This window comes from Paenibacillus sp. P32E, assembly GCF_001909085.1.
Lineage (GTDB): Bacteria > Bacillota > Bacilli > Paenibacillales > Paenibacillaceae > Paenibacillus_AQ > Paenibacillus_AQ helianthi.
Genome location: NZ_LVYY01000046.1, coordinates 86,933 through 109,688 on the forward strand (window position 1 = coordinate 86,933; position 22,756 = coordinate 109,688).

A 22,756-nucleotide genomic window follows, 5' to 3' on the forward strand; every position below is an offset into this window, starting at 1 on the left:
CGGAATACATAACTGGCTTTCAAGCGGAGTATGTCTATACCTGGGCAGTTCTGCGGTAATCTTGGGCAGCGGTACGGCAAGAGGATTTGCGAAGTTAAAAATCAATGGGGAACGGGGGCTTTTAAGTATGGTGAAAAAAAGAATAAGTGTGGCCTTGGTCATCCTCATGCTGTTAGTGCAATATGCATACGGCATAGGGTTTACTACTCAGGCTACGGCTGCAGGAATTGAGAATGACAGAGACATTATAACCAGTGTGTCGATGGCTGTGTACGGGCAGGATGGCCAGACGGTGACAGACAATGTGTATGAGGTGGGTTCCAAAGTCAAACTGGACTACACATGGTCGCTTCCGAATGGACACGGATACGTTGCTGGAGATACGTTTGCGTTTCAGATTCCGGCACAATTCCAGCTGTTCAACGACATTAACGGTTCACTGATTTCGGATGACGGGGAGGTAGGCACCTTCACGGTCAGCCAGTCCACCCATCAGGTGCTCATGAGCTTCAACAGCTATATCGAGACTCATGACAATGTTCAGGGGACTTTGAGCATTCAAACTCAATTTGACAAACAGGTCATTTCGGGCAGTACAACCCAGGAAATCGTGTTCCCTGTCAACGGCGGCTCCCAGACGGTTACGGTTAACTTCAAGCCATCTGTGGGTTCAACCATTGAGAAGAAAGGCGTATCGGGCGGCTTCAATGCAGATCATATTGATTGGACTGTCGATGTCAACAAGAAGCTGGAGCCGGTAACGGGAGCTGTGATTACTGACCCGATTCCTGAAGGCTTATCTATGGACAGTACTGTTTCAATGGCTGTATATCAACTGGGCATACAACTGGATGGCACAGTCACTGTAGGTGCATTGGTTGACACCAGCAAATATGCGGCTGAAGTCACGGGTGGAATACTGACTGTGCGCTTCACGGATCCTGTCATTAGCGGTGCTTACCGTATTGCCTATTCGACGGCGGTAGTCAGTGATTCGTTGAACAGCTTCACGAATACGGCCACTTTTACAGGGGCAGGACGTGATCCTGTAAGCTCATCCTCTACCGTAACCATCCAGCGTGGCGGAAGCCTGAATAAGGTGGCAACGAACTATGAATGGGGTAAGCAGATCATTACTTGGGCGATCGAGTACAACTATAACAATAAGGTGATTCCGCAAGGCAGCGCGGTACTGAAGGACTACTTCAACTATACGCAAAGCCTGGTTTCGGATTCCCTAGTGGTCTATCCGGTGACACTGAATTCTGCAGGTACGGCGATCAAGGGAACTCCTCTTCTGCCGAACGTGGATTATAAAGTAACTGGCTTAATCGATGTTGAGAAAAACGGTTTCAAGCTGGAGTTCCTGAACGGTATCTCTTCAGCCTACCGTATTGAATATAAAACCAAGTCCTTAAGTCGTATATTGAAGGACACCACCATTACCAATAATGTCTCGGACAGCACCTACAGTGTAGACGCGACACAGAAGATCCGTCCGGCCGTCATTTATAAAACTCTGTCAGGTGTAGATTACACGAATCATACTGCCGAGTGGAAAATCACCGTGAACGGTGACAACTTTCCAATGAATAACGTAGTGGTGACGGATACCTTCCCGCAGGGAGGGCAAAAGTTCATTCCGGGAACTCTGGTCGTAAGGAATGCAAGCGGCACAGTCCTGAGTGAGTCCGATTACCAGTGGGAACTGAATAAACCGGGTGAGCCCAAATCCGGGTTCAAGCTCAAGTTTACGAAGCCTCTCTCAGTAACCCATACCATCACCTACCGCACAGAATTCAACAATGATTGGCTTTATGGCAACACCGATAATTTTGTGAACAACGCCCGGGTGGATTGGCAGGACATTGAAGGCCCGCCGCTCTGGACGGAAGCCCAGGGATTATTCATTCCCCGTGCCGAGGTCAAGAATAACGGTTTCAAAACCGGAGCCTATAATGCTAGTAAAAAAATGTTCACCTGGACCATTGGAATCAATTACAACAGCAAGGCGATTGCCGACCCGAATATAACCGATATCCTGACCTCCGGACAGACCATGGGGGATGGCTCGCTCAGGGTCTATAACATGAATATCGATGCTAATGGTAAACCGTCCCAGGGATTAGAGGTTCCCAAGAATGCATATAGTTATTCTGTCGGAACCGGCAACGAGCTAAAGATTAAATTTATAAATGCCATAAATTCTCCTTACTATGTAGTGTTCAATACATTTCTGGAAGGACAACTGATTGATTCCAAAGTGTCTAACACAGCAAAGCTCTTGGATGGCACCCAAAAAGTATCCAAGGATTTAACTGCTTCTGTAAACATTCCTTACGGAGGGGAATATGTCTTTAAGGATGGCCTGCAGAATGGTGATAAGCTAAATTGGACAATGGTTGTCAACCGCTCACAATCCACTGTGAAGAATGCGGTGCTGACGGACATCCCAAGCTCGAACCAGATCCTGCTTCCCGATTCCTTCCACCTCTATCCTACTACAGTAGGAGTGAATGGGGAGGTTAGCAAGAGTGCTCCGGAGCTCGTAAAAGATGCAGATTATACCTTGAACATCAGCGCTGATGCTGACGGTAAGCAGAAATTCATCCTCAGCTTCCTCCATGATATTCATTCCGCATATATTGTGGATTATCAATCGCTGATCATTGCGAATACCGGGGATAAGCTGACCAATACCGTCAATCTAAGCGGTAATAATGTGAAGTTGGTTACCCAGGACACTACTAAAGAGATTATTGTAGGTGTCTCCAGCGGTTCGGGAACCGGCAGCGGTGTACGTGGAACCCTGACTGTTCAAAAGCTGGACGCAGCAGACAGCGCACTAAAACTTGCAGGGGCAACGTTCGATCTTTATCGTCTGAACGGCTCTGAACGTCTGCTAGTCAATACCCGGACCACGGATATAGAGGGTCGTGCGGTGTTCAACAATATCTGGCTGGGCAGCTATGTATTGATTGAAACGGCTGCTCCTTCAGGATATACGCTGGATTCCCGTGAGTATCCGGTCACCATTGGCTCTTCAGCCAATATCAACCTGACTGTGCTTAATACGAAGCAGACACCGGCTACGCCGACGCCGACGCCGACACCATCAACGGTGCCAACGCCAACACCATCTACAGTACCTAGCGAATCACCGTCACCGGCTCCATCTGCGTCCACAACGCCGACAGGATCACCGGCCGTGTCGCCAACTCCGTCACCGACGGTAGTACCAACAACAGTACCAACGCCAAGCTTTATTCCGGGAGGGCCTACACCAACTCCTGCAGTGACTGAAGTACCGGGTGTTATTATCGAAGAGCCGCAGATTCCTGCAGGTGCTGTAGTAACTCCGGGCGCAACACAGTCATTAACGCCGTCTTCTTCACCTTCTGCATCACCAACGGCTGTAACATCGATTGATGATGACATACCGCTTGGCGGAGTAGAGGTCGACGACGATGACGTTCCAAAAGGAACGGTTGCCAAGGCTTCAGGCGGCAAGCTGCCGCAGACTGGAGAGAACAGTCCTTTGCCTATTTACCTGGCAGGTCTGGGTCTGATCCTTGTCGGCTTTATCCTCAGTATGGTATTCAGAAGACGCAAACAGTAAGCTTCACCCTCATCATATAGTTATTAATGCACGCGGCAGAGTGATTGCCGCGTGCATTTTTAATATAGGCCGGTAACCTGACTTCAATCTCTAGGCTCCCTCATGCATGAATCCGTGCCCCGGTTTCCCGGCAGCAGTCTCAGAACGCTTACGAACGGGCACAGCAGTATCCGCCTTCGGTTTACAGCCGACTCATTGAAACATGCTAAATACTTTCTTAAAAAGGTTTTAGAGATGATATAATAACTTCAAATTCAAAACATTGGGGGAATTCAAATGTGGTCGGAATTTAAAAAGTTTGCCCTGAAGGGCAACGTGCTCGATTTGGCAGTAGCGGTGGTGATTGGTGCAGCGTTTGGGAAAATTGTATCCTCGCTGGTTGCCGATATTATTATGCCGCTGATAGGGATAATCACCGGAGGCATTAATTTAAGCGGACTACATTTCACTCATGGAAAGGCGGTAGTGAGCTATGGGGTGTTCCTGCAGTCAGTGGTTGATTTCTTTATTATTGCCTTCTCTATCTTCATGGTGGTGAAGCTGGCTAACCGCTTTAAGCGCAAGGAAACGGTAAAAGTTGAGGTCGTCGAGCCGCCGGCACCCTCTCCTGAAGCAGCATTGCTGATCGAGATCCGTGATTTATTGCGTGCAGATACTCGGATTCAAAAAGATAATTAAGTTACATAAATAAAGTTAATTTCATAAACGCACTTGCATTTCCTGTGTCAAAGTGATAATTTTGTTGTAGGCAAAACTTGAAACTAATTAAATATGATCAATCCTTCAGGGCAGGGTGTAATTCCCTACCGGCGGTGATGCTTCTGCGATTGGCTGAAAATGCCGATGGCGCTGCTTAGTCCGCTACCCGCTTCGTATGTCTCATACGGACGGTGGACCCGGTGCAATTCCGGGACCGACAGTATAGTCTGGATGGAAGAAGGAGAGATTGACTGACGTGCTGTGCTTATATAGACAGGCGTGCTGCAGTGTTATCGAATATTATGTGCGAACTTTCACATTTGAATTTTTTGACTGTGAACCGCACAGTTTTATTTAGTACTGCCAGTAAACTCTCGTATAACCCGTCTTGAACTCCACCTGGAGATTGAGGCGGGTTTTCTGTTTGGATCGGAATCAGGAAAGATACAGCTAGGATCGGAGGCATGACATGGATACAATGAACGATGAATTTTATATGTCACTGGCCCTGGATATGGCGGAAAGAGCGCAAGGGCAGACGGGGATTAATCCGGTCGTCGGCTGTGTTGTTGTGAAAGACGGTGCCATGATCGGGCTGGGCACCCATTTGCAGCGCGGAACAGGCCACGCTGAAGTGCATGCGCTGAATATGGCGGCAGGAAAGGCTCAAGGCAGTACAGCCTATGTAACTCTTGAGCCCTGCAGCCACTATGGCAAGACTCCGCCTTGCAGCCAAAGGCTGATTGATGAAGGCGTAGCCCGTGTGGTTGTGGCTTGTGAGGACCCTAATCCTCAAGTTGCTGGACGAGGCATTGCGATGCTTCGCGAGCAGGGGATTGAGGTTGAAGTGGGCCTGCTTAGCAGCCGTGCACAACGTCTGAATGAGAAATTTATCAAGTATATTTTGACAAAGCAGCCTTTTGTCACCCTAAAGAGCGCCAGCACTCTTGATGGAAAGTTGGCGACCCGGACAGGGGACAGCAAATGGATATCCAATGGCCAGGCACGGGAGATCGTACATACGCTGCGGCACCGTCATCAGGGAATCATGGTCGGTGTGAACACGGTGATTGCCGATAACCCTTCCTTAACGACCAGAATGGATGTACCAGGACTGAATCCGGTTCGCATCGTGATTGACTCTATGCTGAGGATTCCGCTTGATTCCGCTGTCGTAAGTGATGGCGAGGCACCTACTATTGTCGTTACTACAGAATCGGCGGATCCGGTAAAGCGGGCGGCATTGCTCGGCGCTGGTGTGCAGATCGTTGTCAGCGGCACCGGACCGCGTGTGGATCTGAAGGCGGCAATGCGCGCTTTAGGTGAACTAGAGATAGGTTCAATCCTGCTGGAGGGTGGTGGAACGCTCAATGGCGCTATGCTGGAGAGCGGGCTGGTGGACCGCGTGATTCTATTCTTCGCTCCGAAGATTGTCGGTGGAGGTGCAGCTGCACCTGGAACCTTCGACTTTGCCGGTGTAGAGCTGATGAAGAGCGCGATCACACTCGAAGGATTGGAAGTCGAACTGCTCGGGGATAATGTGTGTATCAGCGGGACGCCTATCCGTTAAAGCAAATTTCAGGAGGGGATCACATGTTCACAGGCTTGATTGAGGAGGTCGGTGTCCTGCGCGGGGTTACCAGCGGCGGCGAAATGATGGTGCTGAATATCGGCGCTTCCCTCATTATGGATGATTTGAAGATCGGCGATAGTGTGTCCGTCAATGGTGTTTGCCTGACGGCGACATCGCTCGGAGATCATTCTTTTACCGTAGATGTTATGCCCCAGACTTACCGCAACAGCACACTCAAGGAGCTGCGCAGCGGAAGCAAGATGAATCTGGAGCGTGCCATGGCTGCAGGTGGCCGTTTCGGGGGACATATTGTACAAGGACATGTGGATGGAACCGGTGAGATTCGTTCGGTCAAGCGGGATCAGAATGCGGTGGTCTTCGAAATAGCGCCGGAGCGTAAATCGCTTTTCAAGTTCATCATTCCCAAAGGTTCCATTACGATCGATGGCATCAGTTTGACCGTGGTTGACACGTCCGCCTCTACGTTTACAGTATCAATCATTCCCCATACACTCGGTGAAACGGTCCTGTCTCACAAGCGAAACGGGGACCGGGTCAATATCGAATGCGATGTGCTCGGTAAATATGTGGACCACCTGTTGAATTATGGTTCACGTTCAGGGAATGCGGAAGAAGAGAACAGCTCCCGGATCAGCCACGACTTTCTTGCGGCGAACGGGTTTGTATAAATTATGATCAGGCTTACGTCTAGCCCGCAAGGGTTAACGTAAAGCTGTCAGGAGGACAGAAAGATGAGTCAGCAAGCAAAGAAAGACAGTGTTCTGGACCCGATTGAGGACGCGATTTATGATCTGATGCGCGGCAAGGTCATCATCGTGGTTGATGATGAAGACCGTGAGAATGAAGGGGACTTCATCGCGCTAGCCGAACGCTCCACACCGGAAGTGATCAACTTCATGATTACCGAGGGACGCGGACTGGTCTGCGTGCCGATTACGGCAGAACGGGCGAAGGAGCTGGATCTCCAGCCTATGGTGGCGAATAACACCGACAACCATGGTACCGCCTTTACCGTCTCCGTCGATCATAAGGATACGACTACAGGCATCTCTGCCGCAGAAAGATCAAAGACCATTCAGGCCCTGATGGACCCGAATGCCAAGCCTTCCGATTTTCGCAGACCGGGCCATATGTTCCCGCTGATTGCGAAGAAGGGCGGTGTCCTGCGGCGGTCCGGCCATACGGAAGCTGCTGTGGATCTGGCGCGCATGTGCGGCGCTTATCCGGCGAGCGTGATCTGTGAAGTCGTTAAGGAAGACGGGACAATGGCCCGTCTGCCGGATCTGGTGGAGATTGCGCGCAAGCATGATCTCAAGCTGATCAGTATTAAGGACTTGATTCATTACCGCAATGAGAAGGAGCACCTGGTCAACCGTGAGGTGTCGGTAAATCTGCCGACCGACTTCGGCGTATTCCAGACAATCGCTTACACGAATGAAGTTGATGACAAAGAGCATGTCGCTTTGGTCAAAGGGGATATTTCCGGTGAGGAGCCGGTCCTGGTACGTGTGCACTCCGAATGCTTAACCGGCGATGTATTCCACTCCCACCGCTGCGACTGTGGTCCACAGTTCGAAGCAGCGCTGCGTCAGATTGAAGCGGCAGGCCGCGGTGTTCTGCTCTACATGCGCCAGGAGGGCCGGGGTATTGGTCTGATCAACAAGCTCCGCGCCTACAAGCTTCAAGAGGAAGGTCTGGATACCGTAGACGCCAACCTCAAGCTGGGCTTTCCTGCGGATCTGCGTGATTACGGAATTGGAGCACAGATTCTGAAGGATCTGGGAGTGAGCCAGATCAGGCTGCTTACCAACAATCCGCGCAAGATTAAGGGACTGGAAGGTTACGGTCTTGAGGTTGTGGAACGTGTGCCGATTCAAATGCCAGAGAATAAGGACAACACGAATTATCTCCATACCAAGCAGGCCAAGCTCGGCCACCTGCTGACTTTTGACAACATTGAGCAAAATGAGGATTCCAAGCTGTAACCACCATAACACTTACTAATGAAGGGTAGATGAATACAATGCCGAATTATTTAGAAGGACATTTAGTATCCGAAGGACTGAAATACGGGGTAGTTGTAGGGCGTTTTAACGAGTTCATTACAAGCAAGCTGCTGTCCGGTGCACTCGATGCTTTTAAGCGTCATGGTGTAGCTGATGATGAAGTGGATGTAGCCTGGGTTCCGGGAGTGTTTGAAATTCCTTTGATTGCCCAAAAAATGGCCGAAAGCGGCAAATATGATGCGGTAATTACGCTTGGCACCGTCATCCGGGGATCTACGACACATTATGATTATGTGTGCAACGAGGTTGCTAAAGGTGTAGCGGCAATCAATCTCAAGACCGGCATCCCGACTATTTTCGGGGTGGTTACAACCGAGAACATCGAGCAGGCCATTGAGCGCTCCGGAACCAAAGCCGGTAACAAAGGCTGGGATGCTGCGACTGCTGCTATTGAAATGGCGAACCTGAACAAACTCTTTAAAAAATAAGAATTGATATGCTTTATGCAATAAATTATTCTTCTATTTCTCGCGGATACGGCACCTGAAAGTAGGCGAAGCCGTTTCTACTTGAGTAAGGGAGCCTCTTGACGAATCGGCAGAAATCGTGCTTATTTATATGTATAAGAAGAAAGCATGAACTATAAGAACTTTCTACTTGTGTAGCGCCCGGGCGGCGCTGCACTTTACTTTTTTTGGCGGGAGGAAACCGCGTGACTGTACTGTATAAGCTGGAGACGTTCGAAGGTCCGCTCGATCTGCTCTTGCATTTAATTGACAAGGCGGAAATCGACATCCAGGACATTCCGGTCAGCGAGATCACCGAGCAGTACATGGAATACCTGCGGAGCATGCAGGAGCTTGAACTGGATATTACCAGCGAATTTTTGGTAATGGCCGCAACACTCTTGTCGATCAAGAGCAAATTGCTGCTGCCGAAGCCGCCGGTGATCGAAATCGAGGATTTCGAATATTACGAGGATGACGGCTACGACCCGCGGGCAGAGCTTGTTCAGCGGCTGATTGAATACCGTAAGTTCAAGAGCATTGCCGTACAGCTGCTGGATATGGAGAGTGAACGAAGCCTGATTTTCACCAAGGAGCCGGAGGATCTGGGTCCCTTTGTTCCGGCCCAAATTGACAATACGCTCAAGGGACTGCATACCGCCGATCTGATCGCCGCATTTCGTAAAGCGCTTAGCAAGGCTGCCAGAAGATCCTCTTATCAGCGTATTACCCGGGACGAAATTTCGGTGAAGGACAGAATACGGGATGTGTCGGAAGCTCTCCAGCGCAAAGGAACAGGCGGCAGAATGCGTTTCTCTGCCCTGCTGGATGATGAGATGGCAAGGCATGAAATCGTGGTTACCTTTCTCGCAATCCTGGAGCTGATGAAGATGAAGGCGATATTATGCTATCAGGAGAAATTATTTGATGACATCATCATGGAGTGGAGAGGAGGAGAAGCACTTAGTGGAATACAAAACGCTGAAATCGATTATTGAAGGCCTGCTGTTCTTGTCCGGCGATGAGGGGCTGTCCGTCCGTCAGATCGCTGAGATCACCGAGCAGCGGCCGGATATTGCCGGCAAAGCGCTGGAGGAACTGAAAGAGGATTATGTCTCACAGGAACGTGGTCTGCAGGTGGTTCAGATTGCCGGAAACTACCGGCTGGCAACCCTGCCGGACCATGCGCCGTATTTTGAGCGGCTCGCCTATTCGCCCTCACGTTCATCGCTGTCTCAGGCAGCGCTTGAGACGCTGGCTATCGTCGCCTACCGTCAGCCGATTACCCGGGTAGAGATTGAAGAGATCCGTGGTGTAAAGTCGGAACGGGCAATTCATACGCTGAACAACAAGGATTTGATCCATGAGGTGGGACGTGCAGAAGCAGTAGGCCGTCCCATCCTCTACGGAACAACGAAATCGTTCCTCGAAAGCTTTGGGCTGGCGGACCTGAAGGAGCTACCGGAGCCTTCAAGTTTCGATGGTACCTCTGACGATCTGGAAGAGGAGACACAGCTCCTGTTCAGCAAGCTGGACAGCCAGATGAGTTTTGAGGATACAGAACAGGCATAAAGTAACGTACTTGTATATGAATAAGCATAGCCCCATACCCCCGTTATGATGCAGGATTGCAGCATGATGGAGGGTATGGGGCTTTTTTGTGAGAATATAGAATGTTTTCCAGGTGAATAGCCATACTAAACCAAAGGCCCCTAATTATAGAATTGCATGGAGGTTACTTTCGTGACGTTATGGCTGGCGATACCCCTGACATTGTTGCTGATTGTGATTGTACTGCTGCTGGTAATACTGACTTCATACATACATTTTCATTTCCGGCTGTGCAGGCTGGGGTCAGATGACCGGATCGAGCTGGATATCAAAGCCGTCTTTGGCTTGGTCAAATTTCACTATGAATTGCCTGCGCTAGTGTTTCAGGGAATGGAAGAAGGTATCAAAGTGAAGCTGGAAGAAAGCGGCATCACACCTGTCCGCACAGATAAAGATGAAGAAGAGCAAATCGACAAGGAACTGGTTACGGAATGGCTGCGGAAAATCCGCAAAGCACTGAAGGCAACCTATGGTCTGAAAAAATGGCTCGCAAGTACGTTATCCCATCTCCAGATTACAAAGTTTGACTGGTCCACAGATTTCTCACTGGGGGATGCGGCAGGTACTGCAACGGCAGCGGGAGCATTCTGGGGGATAAAGTGGACGCTTGCAGGTTGGATATCCAGTCTGGTTCGGCTGAAAAAAGCCCCGAAGCTGTTTGTTGCGCCGGTTTTCCGGGATGAGATGTGCTTCTCCACAGAAGCAGTAATCGTAGGGAAGCTATCCATGGGATACACTTTATTTGCAGGGCTTGTGCTCTTGCGGCGAATTTCTAAAGTAGAAGGCGGATTGCGGCGCTGGAAGGAACTGTTAAGCCGCAAGCCCCAAACTCCCCGTGAGGAAGCGTGAGAATAGTGAAAGCTAAAAAGACAGAGACGCAGTATATACCGCGTCCTGCCTTTTTTATTGTCTTTTAGTGACTTATACATGCACCGGGGTTTTGAACCTGGGGGAAAAGCTCAGCGGATTTTTAGCAGTATCTTCCGTTCTGTACATCATTAAGTCAAAAGCTTCTCCGTTGAGCTCCATGGGGATTTGCGCACGGCCATCCAGATAGGCCACTGTCCCCAGGGCCATCAGGCCTTCTGCGCTGGTGCCTACAAAAAATCCGCCAAGATCCCTGACCTGGTTCTTTTTGCTGCCGTTACTCCTTATTTCTTCATAAGTATAGGTTAACGTAATGACTTCTGCCAGATTACTTTTTTCGGACCGGCCAACATCAATATGCTTAATAAGGACATTAGAGTTCTCATTCCGTATGGACTCAACAGGACCGTTATTGACACAATAATGGTACCAAAAATGATGTTCGCCGAATGTCCGGCGGTTACCACCCTGTTCTCCGATAAATACTTGCTCAAAATAGGAGGGGCTGTCCCCTTTACTTGCTCTGAACCAGATCGAGCGGAGTGTATCTATCCATTCTTCCTTGGAACAGCCTGCCCGGATATGATGGTAATCCTCAGCATACTTGCGGGCGAGGCGCATAGGTGCCGTAATGGCAGCATATTCTAGAAACTCATTGATTTCCTTGATATTTTTAGGAGAGGCCGGATCCCTCTGTTTGAAGCTCTGATCATAATAATTATGAAGCTGCATGAACAGATCGTAGGACAGCCGTTTGCCATCCGGAATGACGACCTCCTTGAAAACCTTAATTTCATTGCTGTCATCTCCCTCTCCAGAATATTGCCCGGACAGGGGGTTCATATCTACGACCACATATCCATTGTGTATATCCTTTTGCCCGTCGCTTAAGCCCTTGACTAAAGGGATCACTCCGCTGCTCTCCATATCCGCCTGCCAGATCTTTGCGAAAATCATTTCTCAGCCTCCACATACAGATTTTTCTGCTTAGCCATCATTTTGGCCTCCCCGGCGGTTTTTATGTGAGGCGAATTGGCGAAGGCTAGATCTGGGAAGATCACCAAAAGCTTTATTATAGCCGCTGTATTTTTATTATCACCCATTGTACATATCATGCTCGATATATGAGCAAACTGTAACAAGAGTAGGCATTTCCCTTATCTTTTCAGACCGCAGAGGAGGAGTACTTAGATGTCAGATCACCCGATTCAAGGTCTCATGCAGACCGCTATGGAAAATATTAAAGGAATGGTGGATGTCAATACGATTGTTGGCGATCCGGTAGAAACCCCTGATGGCAGTGTGATCCTGCCTATCAGTAAAGTTGCCTTCGGCTTTGCCGCAGGCGGCAGTGATTTCCGTGTGGAAGATGATGCACCGAGTGTTAATGGCACGGGGTCCGGCGTTAAAATGCTTCCGTTCGGAGGCGGTAGCGGCGGCGGGGTATCCATTCGTCCGATCGCTTTTCTTGTAGTTGGTAAGGAAGGTGTGCACATTGTGCCATTGGATAATCAAACCCATTTGTTTGAGAAAATTATCGATGCCACCCCAGGGCTTATTGACAAAATTCAAACTATGTTCCAAAATAATTCACAAAATGGCTCGCAAAATGGTACTCCTGTAGGTGCAGAAGTGGTACCAACCCCTGTGGTCAAAAAAGAAGTGATCAAGCACGAGACGGTCGTTTCGGATTCGTCCACGCATTAGTTGTTTAGGTTCGCTTCAAATGGAATAGCAGTCGTGGGGGATATCGCTTAAACGGCGATGTCCCTTTTTGTGAAAATGTAAGAATTTCTATGGTACACGCTATAAGTTATCCTTCTATTTCCCACTGAAACGGATACCGTCCTTAATTAAGGAAGGTATCCGTTTCAGCTTGTGATAAAGAAGGACATACCCGTCCATAGACCCGCATACACTTGTACAACACAAGCGAACTGATAAGAAGCCGGAGGATGAACATGAATACACCAAAATTTAAATTGCCGCTGATCCTTATATTATGCGTACTGCTGCTGGGTACAGCTTCACTGCCTGTCGTCAGGGCCGAGAATAGTTCCATCTCCACCCATGCCAGGGCTGCAGCGCTGATTGATGTGGAATCCGGCAGGATTCTGTACAGCAGCCGTGGGGACGAGCCTATGCTGATTGCCAGCCTGACCAAGATCATGACTGCACTTGTGGCCATAGAGAACGGTGATTTGCATTCCAAGGTCAAGGTCGGCAAAAATGCCTTTGCCAAAGAGGGCTCATCCCTGTATTTGAAACAAGGAGAAGAAATGACCCTGGAGGATATGCTGTACGGGCTGATGCTGCGCTCAGGAAATGATGCGGCAACGGCCATTGCGGAGCATGTCGGAGGAACGGAAGAGGGCTTCGTCTATCTGATGAATGCCAAGGCAGAGGAGCTGGGGCTTCATAATACCCATTTTGCCAATCCGCACGGGCTGGATGCAGAAGGGCACTATTCCAGCGCCAATGATCTGGCTGTGCTCACAGCCTACGCCATGCATAATCCAGTATTCAAGAAGGTTGTCAAAACCCGGGAGAAAACAGCTGACAATCCATATGAGAAATGGGACTACAAATGGCTTAACAAAAATAAAATGCTGCGCTTGTATGAGGGGGCAGACGGAGTGAAAACAGGATATACCAAGAAGGCGCTGCGCTGCCTTGTCAGCTCCGCTACCCGAGGGGGCCAGCAGCTTGTTGCTGTCACGCTGAATGACGGGGATGACTGGAATGATCATGCGGCGCTGTTGGATTTCGGGTTCAATCACTATCCGCTCAAGAGACTTATCGAACGGGGTGAAGGAATTAGCGGCTATAGTTTTGTGACAGGCCGGACATTTTCGTATCCGCTTGGTCAGGGTGAGGAAGCGCGGCTTGTAACCAAGCTTGTACTTCATCCAGCATCAAAGGCAGCTGATCAGCAAGGGACGCGCGGCAGTGCTAACTTTGGACTCAAAGGAATCCTGGTGCTGCAGCTCGGCGGGAAGGAGATAGGCCGAGTTCCGGTCTATCCGCCGGATCAGCTGCCGCCGGAGCAATCCGCTTATGAGAAAAAATACGAATCGGCAGGCGCAGGTGCCTATCCGGTGAACCATTGGCTGCAGGCATTCGGAAGTGCACTTCGGGCGCTTCTTCAAATGGGTGACACAAGGAAATGACCTGAAGACAGTACAGTATGGGGAGGGATTCATATGATTAACGGGATCTGGCTGGGCATGATCCTCATCGGCTTTGTATTCGCGGCCGTGAACGGCCGCATGGACGCATTTACAGGCGCTGTTTTTGATGGTGCCAAGAACGGGGTCACCGTCAGCTTTGGCCTAATCAGTGTCCTGGTGTTCTGGATGGGGATTATGCGGGTTGCTGAAGATGCAGGCCTGCTAAAAAAAATTGCCAGAGTACTTGGGCCGATTGTTTCTTTTCTGTTCCCCGATGTGCCGAAGGGCCATCCTGCCATCGGCTACATCCTTTCCAACATGAGTGCTAACCTGCTTGGCCTTGGCAATGCGGCCACGCCTATGGGTATCAAGGCGATGCAGGAACTGCAGACCCTGAATCCGGACAAGGAGACCGCGACTCCGGCGATGTGTACCCTGCTCGCATTGAACACGGCCAGCATTACCCTGATCCCGGCGACGCTGATTGCCATCCGGCTGAATTATGGATCGGCAGACCCGGCGGCTATTGTCGGCACGACGCTTGCGGCAACAGCGGTAGCGACGCTGGCTGCTATTGCGGCAGATAGGCTGTGCCGCCGCATGGCTCTGCTCCGCAAGCCGCCAGGGCCGCCGCCTGCCGTGCGTCCTGTACAATCTGCGTTGCCGCATTCCTCCGTGAAAGGGTGAGACTGCCTTGTTTCAGCTAATCAGCCTGATCTCGGCCTGGGCGATTCCGGTCATGATTACCTTTATTCCATTATACGCATTTACACGCAAGGTCCCGGTCTACGAGTCCTTTGTCGAAGGGGCGAAGGATGGCTTTGGCACCGCTATTGCAATTATTCCTCATCTTGTAGGCATGCTTGTCGCTATTAGTGTTTTTCGTGCATCAGGTGCACTAGACTTTCTCATGAGTTTCATCTCACCCGCCCTTAAAGGGATAGGGGTGCCACCGGAAGTATTGCCGCTCGGCTTGCTGCGTCCGCTTACAGGTACCGGCTCGCTGGCTTACACCACAGATCTGATTAGCGTCCATGGGCCCGACTCTCTGATCGGTATGATCGCCTCCACGATCCAGGGGAGCACCGATACCACCCTGTATGTGCTAACCGTCTACTTCGGTGCCGTAGGCATCCGCAACGGGCGTTACGCCCTTAGGGTCGGCCTCTTTTCTGACATCGTCGGTTTCATTGCCGCCATTGCAGTGTGTCTCCTGGTGTTTGGGTAATGTTTTTTGCTGGTCCGTTAAGGTAGTGGCCTGCTTTATAAGCATTGCAAAGATTTTAGTGTCCCAGCCTAGCAAACCTAGCAAGCCTTGCAGCAATGCGGCATTGCTGGCCCCACAAGCTCCTCAAGCACCTGCAAGGCCGCTTGAAGCCCTTTACCCTCCCCCTTTGAGCCGGTGAGGGTTGTTTTCTTTAAAGGTGTCTACCCGCGTTGACGGAGTGACGGAGAGGAAGTTTGGAACTGTAGGAGCGTCAGCGACCGCCTTTGTCTGCAGATTTCTACCGCTGATAGCGTATTCAAAGAAATCAGCAGACAACAGCGGCCGGAAGTCCAAACGTTCCTCGGAGTTACACCAAGTCAACGCTCCCCCCGCCCAAAGAATTTTAAACAGCCCCTCACCCCGCTTCCCCCAACATCATATGCTATTGCAGCAATACGGAGGGAGTCTGATAGACGATGGAGTATAAAGGTTTTATTCTGCATCATTCCCGCTGTCCGTCCATTAATGGCAAGGGCTTTGACTTCTGGGTAGGCGCAGATGGTTCGATTTATGCAGCACCGCTGTTGACGGACCCGGAATATGTTCATGTTTGCCTGGAAGGTAACTTCGGGGAAGAAGATACATTGCCGCCTGTGTCTGAGCGCGGGGTTCAGCTGTTTGCAGCCAGCAAACTCATATTGGAATTGGCTTCGCGTTATCAAATGGACCCGCTTGTGGTGGAAACCCACACAAAAACCTGTCCAGGAGCTTTTTTTCCATGGAATGAACTTGTGATTTATCCCGCTGATGGTTATCATTAACCTGAGGTGAATAGTCGAAAATGGAAAGATTACAGAAAATATTGGCGCAGGCAGGTGTAGCGTCGAGACGCAAGTGTGAAGAAATGATTTTGGCCGGTAAAGTGGAAGTCAACGGGGAACTCGTAACTACGCTTGGCACGAAGGTGGACCCCGCAACAGATATAATCAAGGTCGCCGGTAGACTAATCCGGGGCGAGAACAAAATCTACATTATGTTCAATAAGCCTAAGGGTGTAATTACAAGCGCATCCGACGATAAGGGCCGCAAGGTGGTAACGGATTACCTGAAAGGCATCAAAGAACGCGTATACCCTGTAGGCCGTCTGGACTATGATACGGAAGGGCTGCTGCTGCTGACGAATGACGGTGAGTTTGCTAACCTGCTCACGCATCCGAAGCACCATGTGCCCAAAACGTATCTTGCCACGGTCAAGGGGGTTCCGCATGGAACCGCGCTGGACAAGCTGAAAGCCGGCATCAAGCTGGAAGACGGTATGACCGCACCGGCAGAAGTTGAATACAAGGATATTGATGAAGTAAACAAAGAAACAGTCATCAGCATTACGATCCATGAAGGCCGCAACCGGCAGGTACGGCGCATGTTCGAAGCGATTTCGCATCCCGTCATCCGTCTGAAACGGATCTCCTTCGGGGATATCCTGCTGCAGAATCTCAAACGAGGCTCATACCGCCATTTGACCAAGGATGAAATCAATCATCTCCAGCAAATTGCCAAAGCAGGGATGCTGAAAGCTAACCCAACCCGCAAAGACACATAAAGTTCACAATTCCCCCTCCTAAAACTGTGACAATATTCGTTATAATGTTCATAGGATGTTCACACCTAACAACTAAAGTAATGAGTTGCGTCACAGAAGGGGGCCTGGCGTGTGGGCAAAGCGAGAAAGCCGGTTCAAATCATTATTCTGTTCGTAATACTTCTGCTTGGAGGTTATGCAATCGGTTCCTCGGTATTTGGAGGGGACGGCAAGCCTAAGGAAGGCGGAAAAGCCCCGTCTTTTGAACTGCTCGGGCTTGATGGCCAGACCCATACGTTGAACGAATACAAGGGCAAGTCCGTGGTGCTTAATTTCTGGGGGTCCTGGTGCGCTCCTTGCGTCAAGGAGATGCCTGCACTGCAGGCACAGTGGGAGAAGTGGAAAGATCAGGGCGTAGTGGTTGTAGGCGTAAATGTCGGTGAGGATCAGATGACGGTCGAGAATTTTGTCAAGCTCGTTGATATCAATTTTCCTGTGGTCATGGATAGCGGCCGCGATGCCGTCCGCAGCTATGGCGTGTCACCGCTTCCAACCACCTTCTTCATTAATGCGAAGGGCAGGGTGGACAGCATTCATATCGGACAGCTGGATCTCGGCACGCTTGACGACCAGATCAGGAAGCTGGTGGAGCCGTGACGGATAAGAGACCCCTGATTACTAATACCAAATGTGAATGCGGCCATCAAAATCCGGTGGGAACGGTCCTTTGCGAGGCCTGTGGCAAGCCGGTCGACGGTGAGGAACAGCTCTCAGCAGACAATCTGGAAATGCGGTACGACGGTGTAGCCCGGCGTTCACAGCGGGTGAATCCAGGGGTGATCGACCTGGTGTGGAATTTTTTCTCTTCGGTCAAGATCGCTATTTACCTGATAGTGCTGACATTGCTAGGCTCCATGCTGGGAACGGTATTTCCCCAGGAGAGCACTTTTCTCAATATTGATGCATCAACCTATTATCAAGAAACGTACGGAACAGCCGGGGAGATTTACTATAAACTCGGCCTTTCGCACACCTATGAATCCTGGTGGTTCGTGACGCTGCTTGTGCTTATTGGAGCTTCACTGGTCATTTGCAGCCTGGACCGTGTGCTCCCCCTGTACAAGGCGTTAACCCGGCAAAAGATTCGCAAGCATAGGCAGTTCCTGACCCGCCAAAAAGTGGTGCTTGTGACGGAACTGCAGGATGAGCCTGAAGCCTGGGTCGCACGTCTGGTGAAGCCGCTCCAGAAAAAGGGATACCGTGTCCGGACAGAGGGGGGCGCGCTGCTCGCCGAGAAACACCGGTTTAGCCGCTGGGGGCCTTATGTCATACATATTGGCCTGATTATTTTTTTATTGGCTGTATTGGCCAGAGGACTTCCAGGGCTGAACATGGATCAGCATCTGGCTTTTCAGCAAGGTGAAGCCGTGAGGATTCCGGACACTACTTATTATCTCAAGAACGAGAAGTTTACCGTTGAGTTCTATACGGAGGAAGAAATGCCCAAGGAATTCCGCGGGACCAAAATCCTTCCGAAACTTTACGAAACTAAGGCAATTCTCTATGAATGTACTGCGGACTGCACAGATCCCTCGAAGGAGCCGCAGCTGGCGGAGGTGGCCAGACATAATATTCAGGTGAATTCACCGCTCAGCTACAATGGTTTGAAAGCGTATCAGTTTGACTATGACCTCACCCCGGTGCTTCGCTCGGTGCAGCCGGAACTCACAAATTCTGAGAGTGGTAAGGTCTATGGGAAGTTCAAGCTGGACATGAAAAATCCGCAGCGGACATTTCAGGCTGGCCCTTATACGCTGGAACTAAAAGAGAAATATATGGATTTCGGTTTGAACGATGAAGGTCAACCGGTATCCAAATCTCCCTATCCGAATGCTCCGGCCTTCCTTTTCCTGATTAGGGGCCCGGATCTGCCGGCCGGAGGACAACAATATTTCTATTTTCCGAAACAGGTAGACAAGGAAAAGTTCCAGATGGAAGCCATCAATGACAAGCTTGGCGGCAGCGGGCGGTTCCTGGAGCTTGAGGTGGGCAGCATGAGCGATGTGGATTTCTCGGAGTCTACAGCTTACTTGAATATACGTGTGGACCGGGCGATGCCTTTTGTATGGATCGGGGCGGGGATAGTCATGCTTGGATTGGTGCTTGGCTTCTACTGGCAGCATAGACGGATATGGCTGGCTATCGATCAAGGAGAGCTGGTACTCGGAGGCCATACGAATAAGAATTGGTTCGGCTTCCGCCGTGAGATCGTTTCGATTCTGGCGAAGGCAGATTTGACCGTGGATGAAAAATCTCTGGACAACGGGGGAGGCCTGGCATGAGCTTACTCGACTTCAGCAGTGACGTCTTTATTGCCGCATTTTTTTTATACAGCGGGTCGTTCATGTTGTACACCATTGCGATCATGGGCCGGAAATGGTCCGGCAGGAAGCCAGAGGAGCATACTGCCCGCTGGGGAAAGATCGCCTTTATCGCATCCTCCTTGGGTCTGGTCTGTCATCTTGCTTATTTCTTCACCCGCTGGTCCGGTTCGGGGCATATTCCGGTCAGCAACATGTACGAATTCATGACGTTTTTATCCATGATGGTCATGGTAGCTTTTACCGTGATTTTCTCTATATACCGCAAGATTATTCTTGGAGTCTTTGCGGTGCCGATCTCCATCATAGTCATGGCTTATGCGGCAGTATTCCCCCAAGAGGTTCAGCCGCTGATCCCTTCACTTAAATCGATTTATCTGAATATCCATGTCACGCTGGCCGCACTGGGCGAATCTTTCTTTGCCGTTGGTTTTGCCGCCGGCCTGATGTATCTCCTGCGTACCGTGAATTTCTCCAGCAAGGAGAAGAGTGACCGCAAGCAGCAGCGTCTGGTCGAATTTACTCTGTTCTCAATCATTGTTATAATTGGGTTCCTTGGATCGGTTTTTGCATTTCGCGGCGCAGGATACGAAACGGTTTTCGTTCGTTCTAACGTTACGATTGACAGCCCCGGGCAGGGAGATAGTACAATAGAGAAAGTGAGTTATAAAATGCCACCAATCGTGGCACCTTACCATAGCGAAATTGAGAGCTTCCAGCCGTTTCTTGGAATGAAGGAGCCGCTTTTCGAAGCGCCATCCTGGATGAATGGCGTCAATGCCGGACGTAAATTCAATACGGTTCTCTGGTCGCTGATTTCCGGTGCGATTTTATATGGAATTCTGCGTCTGGCTGCCCGCAAACCGCTGGGCCGAGCGATTCATCCTGTCCTGGATGGAATTGATGAGAATGACCTCGATGAAATTACGTACAGGGCGATTGCCATTGGCTTCCCGATCTTTACACTGGGGGCTTTGATTTTTGCAATGATATGGGCACAAGTGGCCTGGGGCCGGTTTTGGGGATGGGACCCCAAAGAAGTCTGGGCACTGGTCACTTGGCTGTTCTACAGCGCCTACCTGCATCTGCGGCTGGCCCGCGGATGGCAGGGGCGCAAATCCGCATGGCTCGCCGTACTCGGCTTTCTGGTCGTAATGTTTACCCTGGTTGGAGTTAATCTGGTGATTGCCGGACTACATTCCTACGCCGGAACAGACTAAATCAACAATCTGCCGAAGAGGCACTAATACCTGAGAGTAACGTTGTACTGTAATTGATGAAGGGGTTGTTGTGAAATGGCAGAGCATTTGAACAGAATACTGGTGGTGGATGACGAGGAGCGCATTCGCCGCCTGCTTAAGATGTATCTTGAAAAAGAAGGTTACGAGATTGATGAAGCTGAAGACGGGGAAATTGCACTTCGCAAAGCAACGGCCAATGACTACGGCCTGATTCTGCTGGATGTGATGTTGCCGGGAATCGATGGCATTGAAGTGCTGACGAGGCTCAGAGGGGTCAAATCGACACCCGTTTTGATGCTTACAGCCAAAGGTGAGGAGATCAACCGGGTGCAAGGCTTCGAGATGGGTGCGGACGATTATGTCGTCAAGCCTTTTAGTCCCCGTGAAGTGATCTACCGGGTAAAAGCGATTATGCGCCGCTCTTCTGCGACAGCCTTTTTGTCCAAAGAAAGCAATTCCAGCAACAATATCGTATTTCCCCACCTTATCATTGAACATGATGCACACCGGGTAACCGCCGGCGGCCAGGAAGTAAGCCTGACTCCGAAAGAGTACGAGCTGCTGCATTATTTGGCTATTTCACCGGACAAGGTGTTCTCGCGCGAAGAGCTGCTGAAGGATGTGTGGAATTATGAATTCTTCGGGGATTTGCGAACAGTGGATACACATGTCAAAAGACTTCGTGAGAAGCTCAATAAAGTATCACCGGAATCGGCAGCGATGATTACCACGGTATGGGGAGTAGGCTATAAGTTAGAGGTGCCCAAATAAGTGAAATTCTGGAGAAGTCTTGTCGGGAAGCTGTGGATCACGATCATCTGTCTGGTTGCTGTCGTGCTTATCACACTGGGGTTGTTCCTGCTGCCCTATATCGACAGCAACTTCGCCAATTCCGGGGCGATCAAACGCTTGTTCACTTATGTCTGTATGATAGGGTTTTCCTTAACGACGTTTTTTGCCTTGTTCCTGTTCACCAAGATCACACAGCCGATGCAGCAGGTCATTGAAGCGGCGAATAACATTCGCAAGGGCGAATACGGGACGAGACTCACACTGGTGACCAGTGACGAAATCGGCCAGTTGGCTACCTCCTTCAATCATATGGCGGAAGAACTGGAAGAAAATATCCGCAGCCTGAATCATGAGAAGGGTCATCTGTCCAGTGTTCTGCGCAGCATGAGCGATGCAGTGCTCACCTTTGATGTCGAGGGGCAGATCATATTGACCAACCCGCATGGCCAGGCTCTGCTGGAGACGTGGAGTGATCTGAGCTGGGAGCAGGAGAGTGAATCCGAGCTCTATCCGCAAGAGGTGATTGACAGCGCAGTACCACCTCCCTTACGGCCCTTGTTCTTCAGTACACTGAGTCAGGGTGGGGACCAACGCTCTCAGGTGCATGTACGTCAGGGAGTCTGGTCAGTTCACATGGCTCCGCTATACTCGGACGACGCCATTCGCGGAGTAGTGGCTGTATTGCGTGATGTGACTGAAGAGGTGAAGCTTGAGAAGATGCGCCGCGACTTCGTTGCTAATGTTTCACACGAGATCCGTACTCCTCTATCGATGATGCAGGGTTACAGTGAAGCTTTACTGGACGGCATGGCTTCTTCCCCTGAGGAGAGCAGTGAGCTGGTTCAAGTTATTCATGACGAGTCACTGCGGATGGGCCGGCTGGTGAAGGATCTGCTTGATCTTGCACGCATGGAAGCCGGACACACCGATATGATGAAGGTCCCGGTAGATATGGAGGCCCTTCTGGAACGGGTGTACCGCAAATTTTCTGTTCGGGCCAAGGAGCGGGGAATCCACCTCGACCTGAACTTCGGAAACGACACACCGCTTCTCAAAGCGGCTGACGAAGACAAGCTGGAGCAGGTGCTGACCAATCTGCTGGACAATGCGTTTCGGCATACACCTGCGGATAAACACATCAGGGTTCTAACGGGCTCTGCTGTATTAGAGGGACGCCGTTATCTGGAGATTGCAATCCGCGATGAAGGAGTAGGTATTCCTCCGGAGGATCTTCCATTTATTTTTGAACGCTTCTACAAAGCGGACAAAGCCCGAGTGCGGGGAGAAACCGGGGGAACCGGGCTTGGACTCGCTATTGTCAAAAATATCGTTGAGTCGCATCGCGGAACCATCACGGCTTCCAGCAGGCTGGGCGAAGGAACCGAGTTCATTCTGCGGCTTCCTGTCGAAAAACAGTAAACCCAAGACAATGTATGACAGCGCCTCTGACCGCAGAGGTGCTTTTTGTTGAAACCACCACATTA

22 protein-coding genes and 1 riboswitch are annotated in these 22,756 nt (G+C 50.4%); of the genes, 20 read left to right on the plus strand and 2 right to left on the minus strand.

Annotated elements, in window-relative coordinates; all coding sequences use genetic code 11:
* Nucleotides 1-127 precede the first annotated feature (127 nt).
* The 9 genes from A3848_RS24985 to A3848_RS25025 all read left to right on the plus strand — a co-directional run bounded on the left by A3848_RS24985 (nucleotide 128) and on the right by A3848_RS25025 (nucleotide 10,884).
* Nucleotides 128-3,619: an LPXTG cell wall anchor domain-containing protein gene (locus A3848_RS24985; RefSeq protein WP_074087569.1), complete on the plus strand. Its 3,492-nt coding sequence runs from the start codon at nucleotides 128-130 to the stop codon at nucleotides 3,617-3,619.
* A 276-nt stretch (nucleotides 3,620-3,895) separates the two neighbouring features.
* Entirely contained in the window at nucleotides 3,896-4,297 is a 402-nt protein-coding gene (gene mscL / locus A3848_RS24990; RefSeq protein WP_074087570.1) for a large-conductance mechanosensitive channel protein MscL, read from the plus strand.
* A gap of 97 nt (nucleotides 4,298-4,394) precedes the next feature.
* Nucleotides 4,395-4,565, plus strand: a riboswitch (FMN riboswitch).
* A gap of 222 nt (nucleotides 4,566-4,787) precedes the next feature.
* The gene (gene ribD / locus A3848_RS24995) at nucleotides 4,788-5,888 is read left to right on the plus strand and encodes a bifunctional diaminohydroxyphosphoribosylaminopyrimidine deaminase/5-amino-6-(5-phosphoribosylamino)uracil reductase RibD (protein ID WP_074087571.1); all 1,101 of its coding nucleotides are present in this window, start codon (nucleotides 4,788-4,790) and stop codon (nucleotides 5,886-5,888) included.
* A gap of 23 nt (nucleotides 5,889-5,911) precedes the next feature.
* The gene (locus tag A3848_RS25000) at nucleotides 5,912-6,580 is read left to right on the plus strand and encodes a riboflavin synthase (RefSeq protein WP_074087572.1); all 669 of its coding nucleotides are present in this window, start codon (nucleotides 5,912-5,914) and stop codon (nucleotides 6,578-6,580) included.
* 63 nt (nucleotides 6,581-6,643) lie between these two features.
* On the plus strand, nucleotides 6,644-7,897 hold the full coding sequence (locus A3848_RS25005; protein ID WP_074087573.1) for a bifunctional 3,4-dihydroxy-2-butanone-4-phosphate synthase/GTP cyclohydrolase II: 1,254 nt from the start codon (nucleotides 6,644-6,646) through the stop codon (nucleotides 7,895-7,897).
* Nucleotides 7,898-7,935: 38 nt separating this feature from the next.
* Complete coding sequence (ribH, locus tag A3848_RS25010; RefSeq protein ID WP_074087796.1) at nucleotides 7,936-8,406, plus strand: 6,7-dimethyl-8-ribityllumazine synthase; 471 nt, start codon at nucleotides 7,936-7,938, stop codon at nucleotides 8,404-8,406.
* A 224-nt stretch (nucleotides 8,407-8,630) separates the two neighbouring features.
* Complete coding sequence (locus tag A3848_RS25015) at nucleotides 8,631-9,422, plus strand: segregation and condensation protein A (protein ID WP_074087574.1); 792 nt, start codon at nucleotides 8,631-8,633, stop codon at nucleotides 9,420-9,422.
* Nucleotides 9,391-9,996, plus strand: a complete 606-nt coding sequence (gene scpB, locus A3848_RS25020) for an SMC-Scp complex subunit ScpB (RefSeq protein WP_074087575.1) — start codon at nucleotides 9,391-9,393, stop codon at nucleotides 9,994-9,996. The genes A3848_RS25015 and scpB overlap by 32 nt, the downstream gene beginning before the upstream one ends.
* Before the next feature lie 171 nt (nucleotides 9,997-10,167).
* Nucleotides 10,168-10,884, plus strand: a complete 717-nt coding sequence (locus A3848_RS25025) for a DUF2953 domain-containing protein (protein ID WP_074087576.1) — start codon at nucleotides 10,168-10,170, stop codon at nucleotides 10,882-10,884.
* Between the two features lie 72 nt (nucleotides 10,885-10,956).
* Here A3848_RS25025 and A3848_RS25030 read toward each other — a convergent pair whose 3' ends face one another.
* Nucleotides 10,957-11,859 carry a hypothetical protein gene (locus A3848_RS25030; protein WP_074087577.1) on the minus strand — a complete coding sequence of 301 codons (903 nt, stop codon included), beginning with the start codon at nucleotides 11,857-11,859 and terminating at the stop codon, nucleotides 10,957-10,959.
* 234 nt (nucleotides 11,860-12,093) lie between these two features.
* Between A3848_RS25030 and ytfJ the strand changes: the two genes are divergently transcribed.
* The 4 genes from ytfJ to A3848_RS25055 all read left to right on the plus strand — a co-directional run bounded on the left by ytfJ (nucleotide 12,094) and on the right by A3848_RS25055 (nucleotide 15,300).
* Complete coding sequence (gene ytfJ, locus A3848_RS25040) at nucleotides 12,094-12,609, plus strand: GerW family sporulation protein (RefSeq protein ID WP_074087579.1); 516 nt, start codon at nucleotides 12,094-12,096, stop codon at nucleotides 12,607-12,609.
* A 254-nt stretch (nucleotides 12,610-12,863) separates the two neighbouring features.
* Nucleotides 12,864-14,072, plus strand: a complete 1,209-nt coding sequence (locus A3848_RS25045; RefSeq protein ID WP_178382075.1) for a D-alanyl-D-alanine carboxypeptidase family protein — start codon at nucleotides 12,864-12,866, stop codon at nucleotides 14,070-14,072.
* 33 nt (nucleotides 14,073-14,105) lie between these two features.
* Nucleotides 14,106-14,759 carry a nucleoside recognition domain-containing protein gene (locus A3848_RS25050; protein ID WP_074087581.1) on the plus strand — a complete coding sequence of 218 codons (654 nt, stop codon included), beginning with the start codon at nucleotides 14,106-14,108 and terminating at the stop codon, nucleotides 14,757-14,759.
* Between the two features lie 52 nt (nucleotides 14,760-14,811).
* Nucleotides 14,812-15,300 (plus strand): spore maturation protein, encoded by a 489-nt coding sequence (locus A3848_RS25055; protein ID WP_074087798.1) that lies wholly within the window; start codon nucleotides 14,812-14,814, stop codon nucleotides 15,298-15,300.
* A gap of 153 nt (nucleotides 15,301-15,453) precedes the next feature.
* On the opposite strand, the gene A3848_RS32480 is transcribed toward A3848_RS25055, so the two are convergent.
* Nucleotides 15,454-15,660, minus strand: coding sequence for a hypothetical protein (locus A3848_RS32480; protein ID WP_178382076.1), 207 nt, complete (start codon nucleotides 15,658-15,660; stop codon nucleotides 15,454-15,456).
* A gap of 95 nt (nucleotides 15,661-15,755) precedes the next feature.
* Here A3848_RS32480 and A3848_RS25060 point away from each other — a divergent pair, with 95 nt between their 5' ends.
* The 7 genes from A3848_RS25060 to A3848_RS25090 all read left to right on the plus strand — a co-directional run bounded on the left by A3848_RS25060 (nucleotide 15,756) and on the right by A3848_RS25090 (nucleotide 22,691).
* Nucleotides 15,756-16,100 (plus strand): N-acetylmuramoyl-L-alanine amidase, encoded by a 345-nt coding sequence (locus tag A3848_RS25060; RefSeq protein ID WP_074087582.1) that lies wholly within the window; start codon nucleotides 15,756-15,758, stop codon nucleotides 16,098-16,100.
* Nucleotides 16,101-16,120: 20 nt separating this feature from the next.
* Nucleotides 16,121-16,879 carry a pseudouridine synthase gene (locus A3848_RS25065; RefSeq protein ID WP_074087583.1) on the plus strand — a complete coding sequence of 253 codons (759 nt, stop codon included), beginning with the start codon at nucleotides 16,121-16,123 and terminating at the stop codon, nucleotides 16,877-16,879.
* A gap of 111 nt (nucleotides 16,880-16,990) precedes the next feature.
* Entirely contained in the window at nucleotides 16,991-17,515 is a 525-nt protein-coding gene (resA, locus tag A3848_RS25070) for a thiol-disulfide oxidoreductase ResA (RefSeq protein WP_074087584.1), read from the plus strand.
* Nucleotides 17,516-17,529: 14 nt separating this feature from the next.
* On the plus strand, nucleotides 17,530-19,200 hold the full coding sequence (gene resB, locus A3848_RS25075) for a cytochrome c biogenesis protein ResB (RefSeq protein WP_074087800.1): 1,671 nt from the start codon (nucleotides 17,530-17,532) through the stop codon (nucleotides 19,198-19,200).
* Nucleotides 19,197-20,459: a cytochrome c biogenesis protein CcsA gene (ccsA, locus tag A3848_RS25080; protein WP_074087585.1), complete on the plus strand. Its 1,263-nt coding sequence runs from the start codon at nucleotides 19,197-19,199 to the stop codon at nucleotides 20,457-20,459. The genes resB and ccsA overlap by 4 nt, the downstream gene beginning before the upstream one ends.
* 75 nt (nucleotides 20,460-20,534) lie before the next feature.
* Complete coding sequence (locus A3848_RS25085) at nucleotides 20,535-21,251, plus strand: response regulator transcription factor (RefSeq protein ID WP_020427515.1); 717 nt, start codon at nucleotides 20,535-20,537, stop codon at nucleotides 21,249-21,251.
* Entirely contained in the window at nucleotides 21,252-22,691 is a 1,440-nt protein-coding gene (locus A3848_RS25090) for a HAMP domain-containing sensor histidine kinase (RefSeq protein WP_074087586.1), read from the plus strand.
* Nucleotides 22,692-22,756 lie beyond the last annotated feature (65 nt).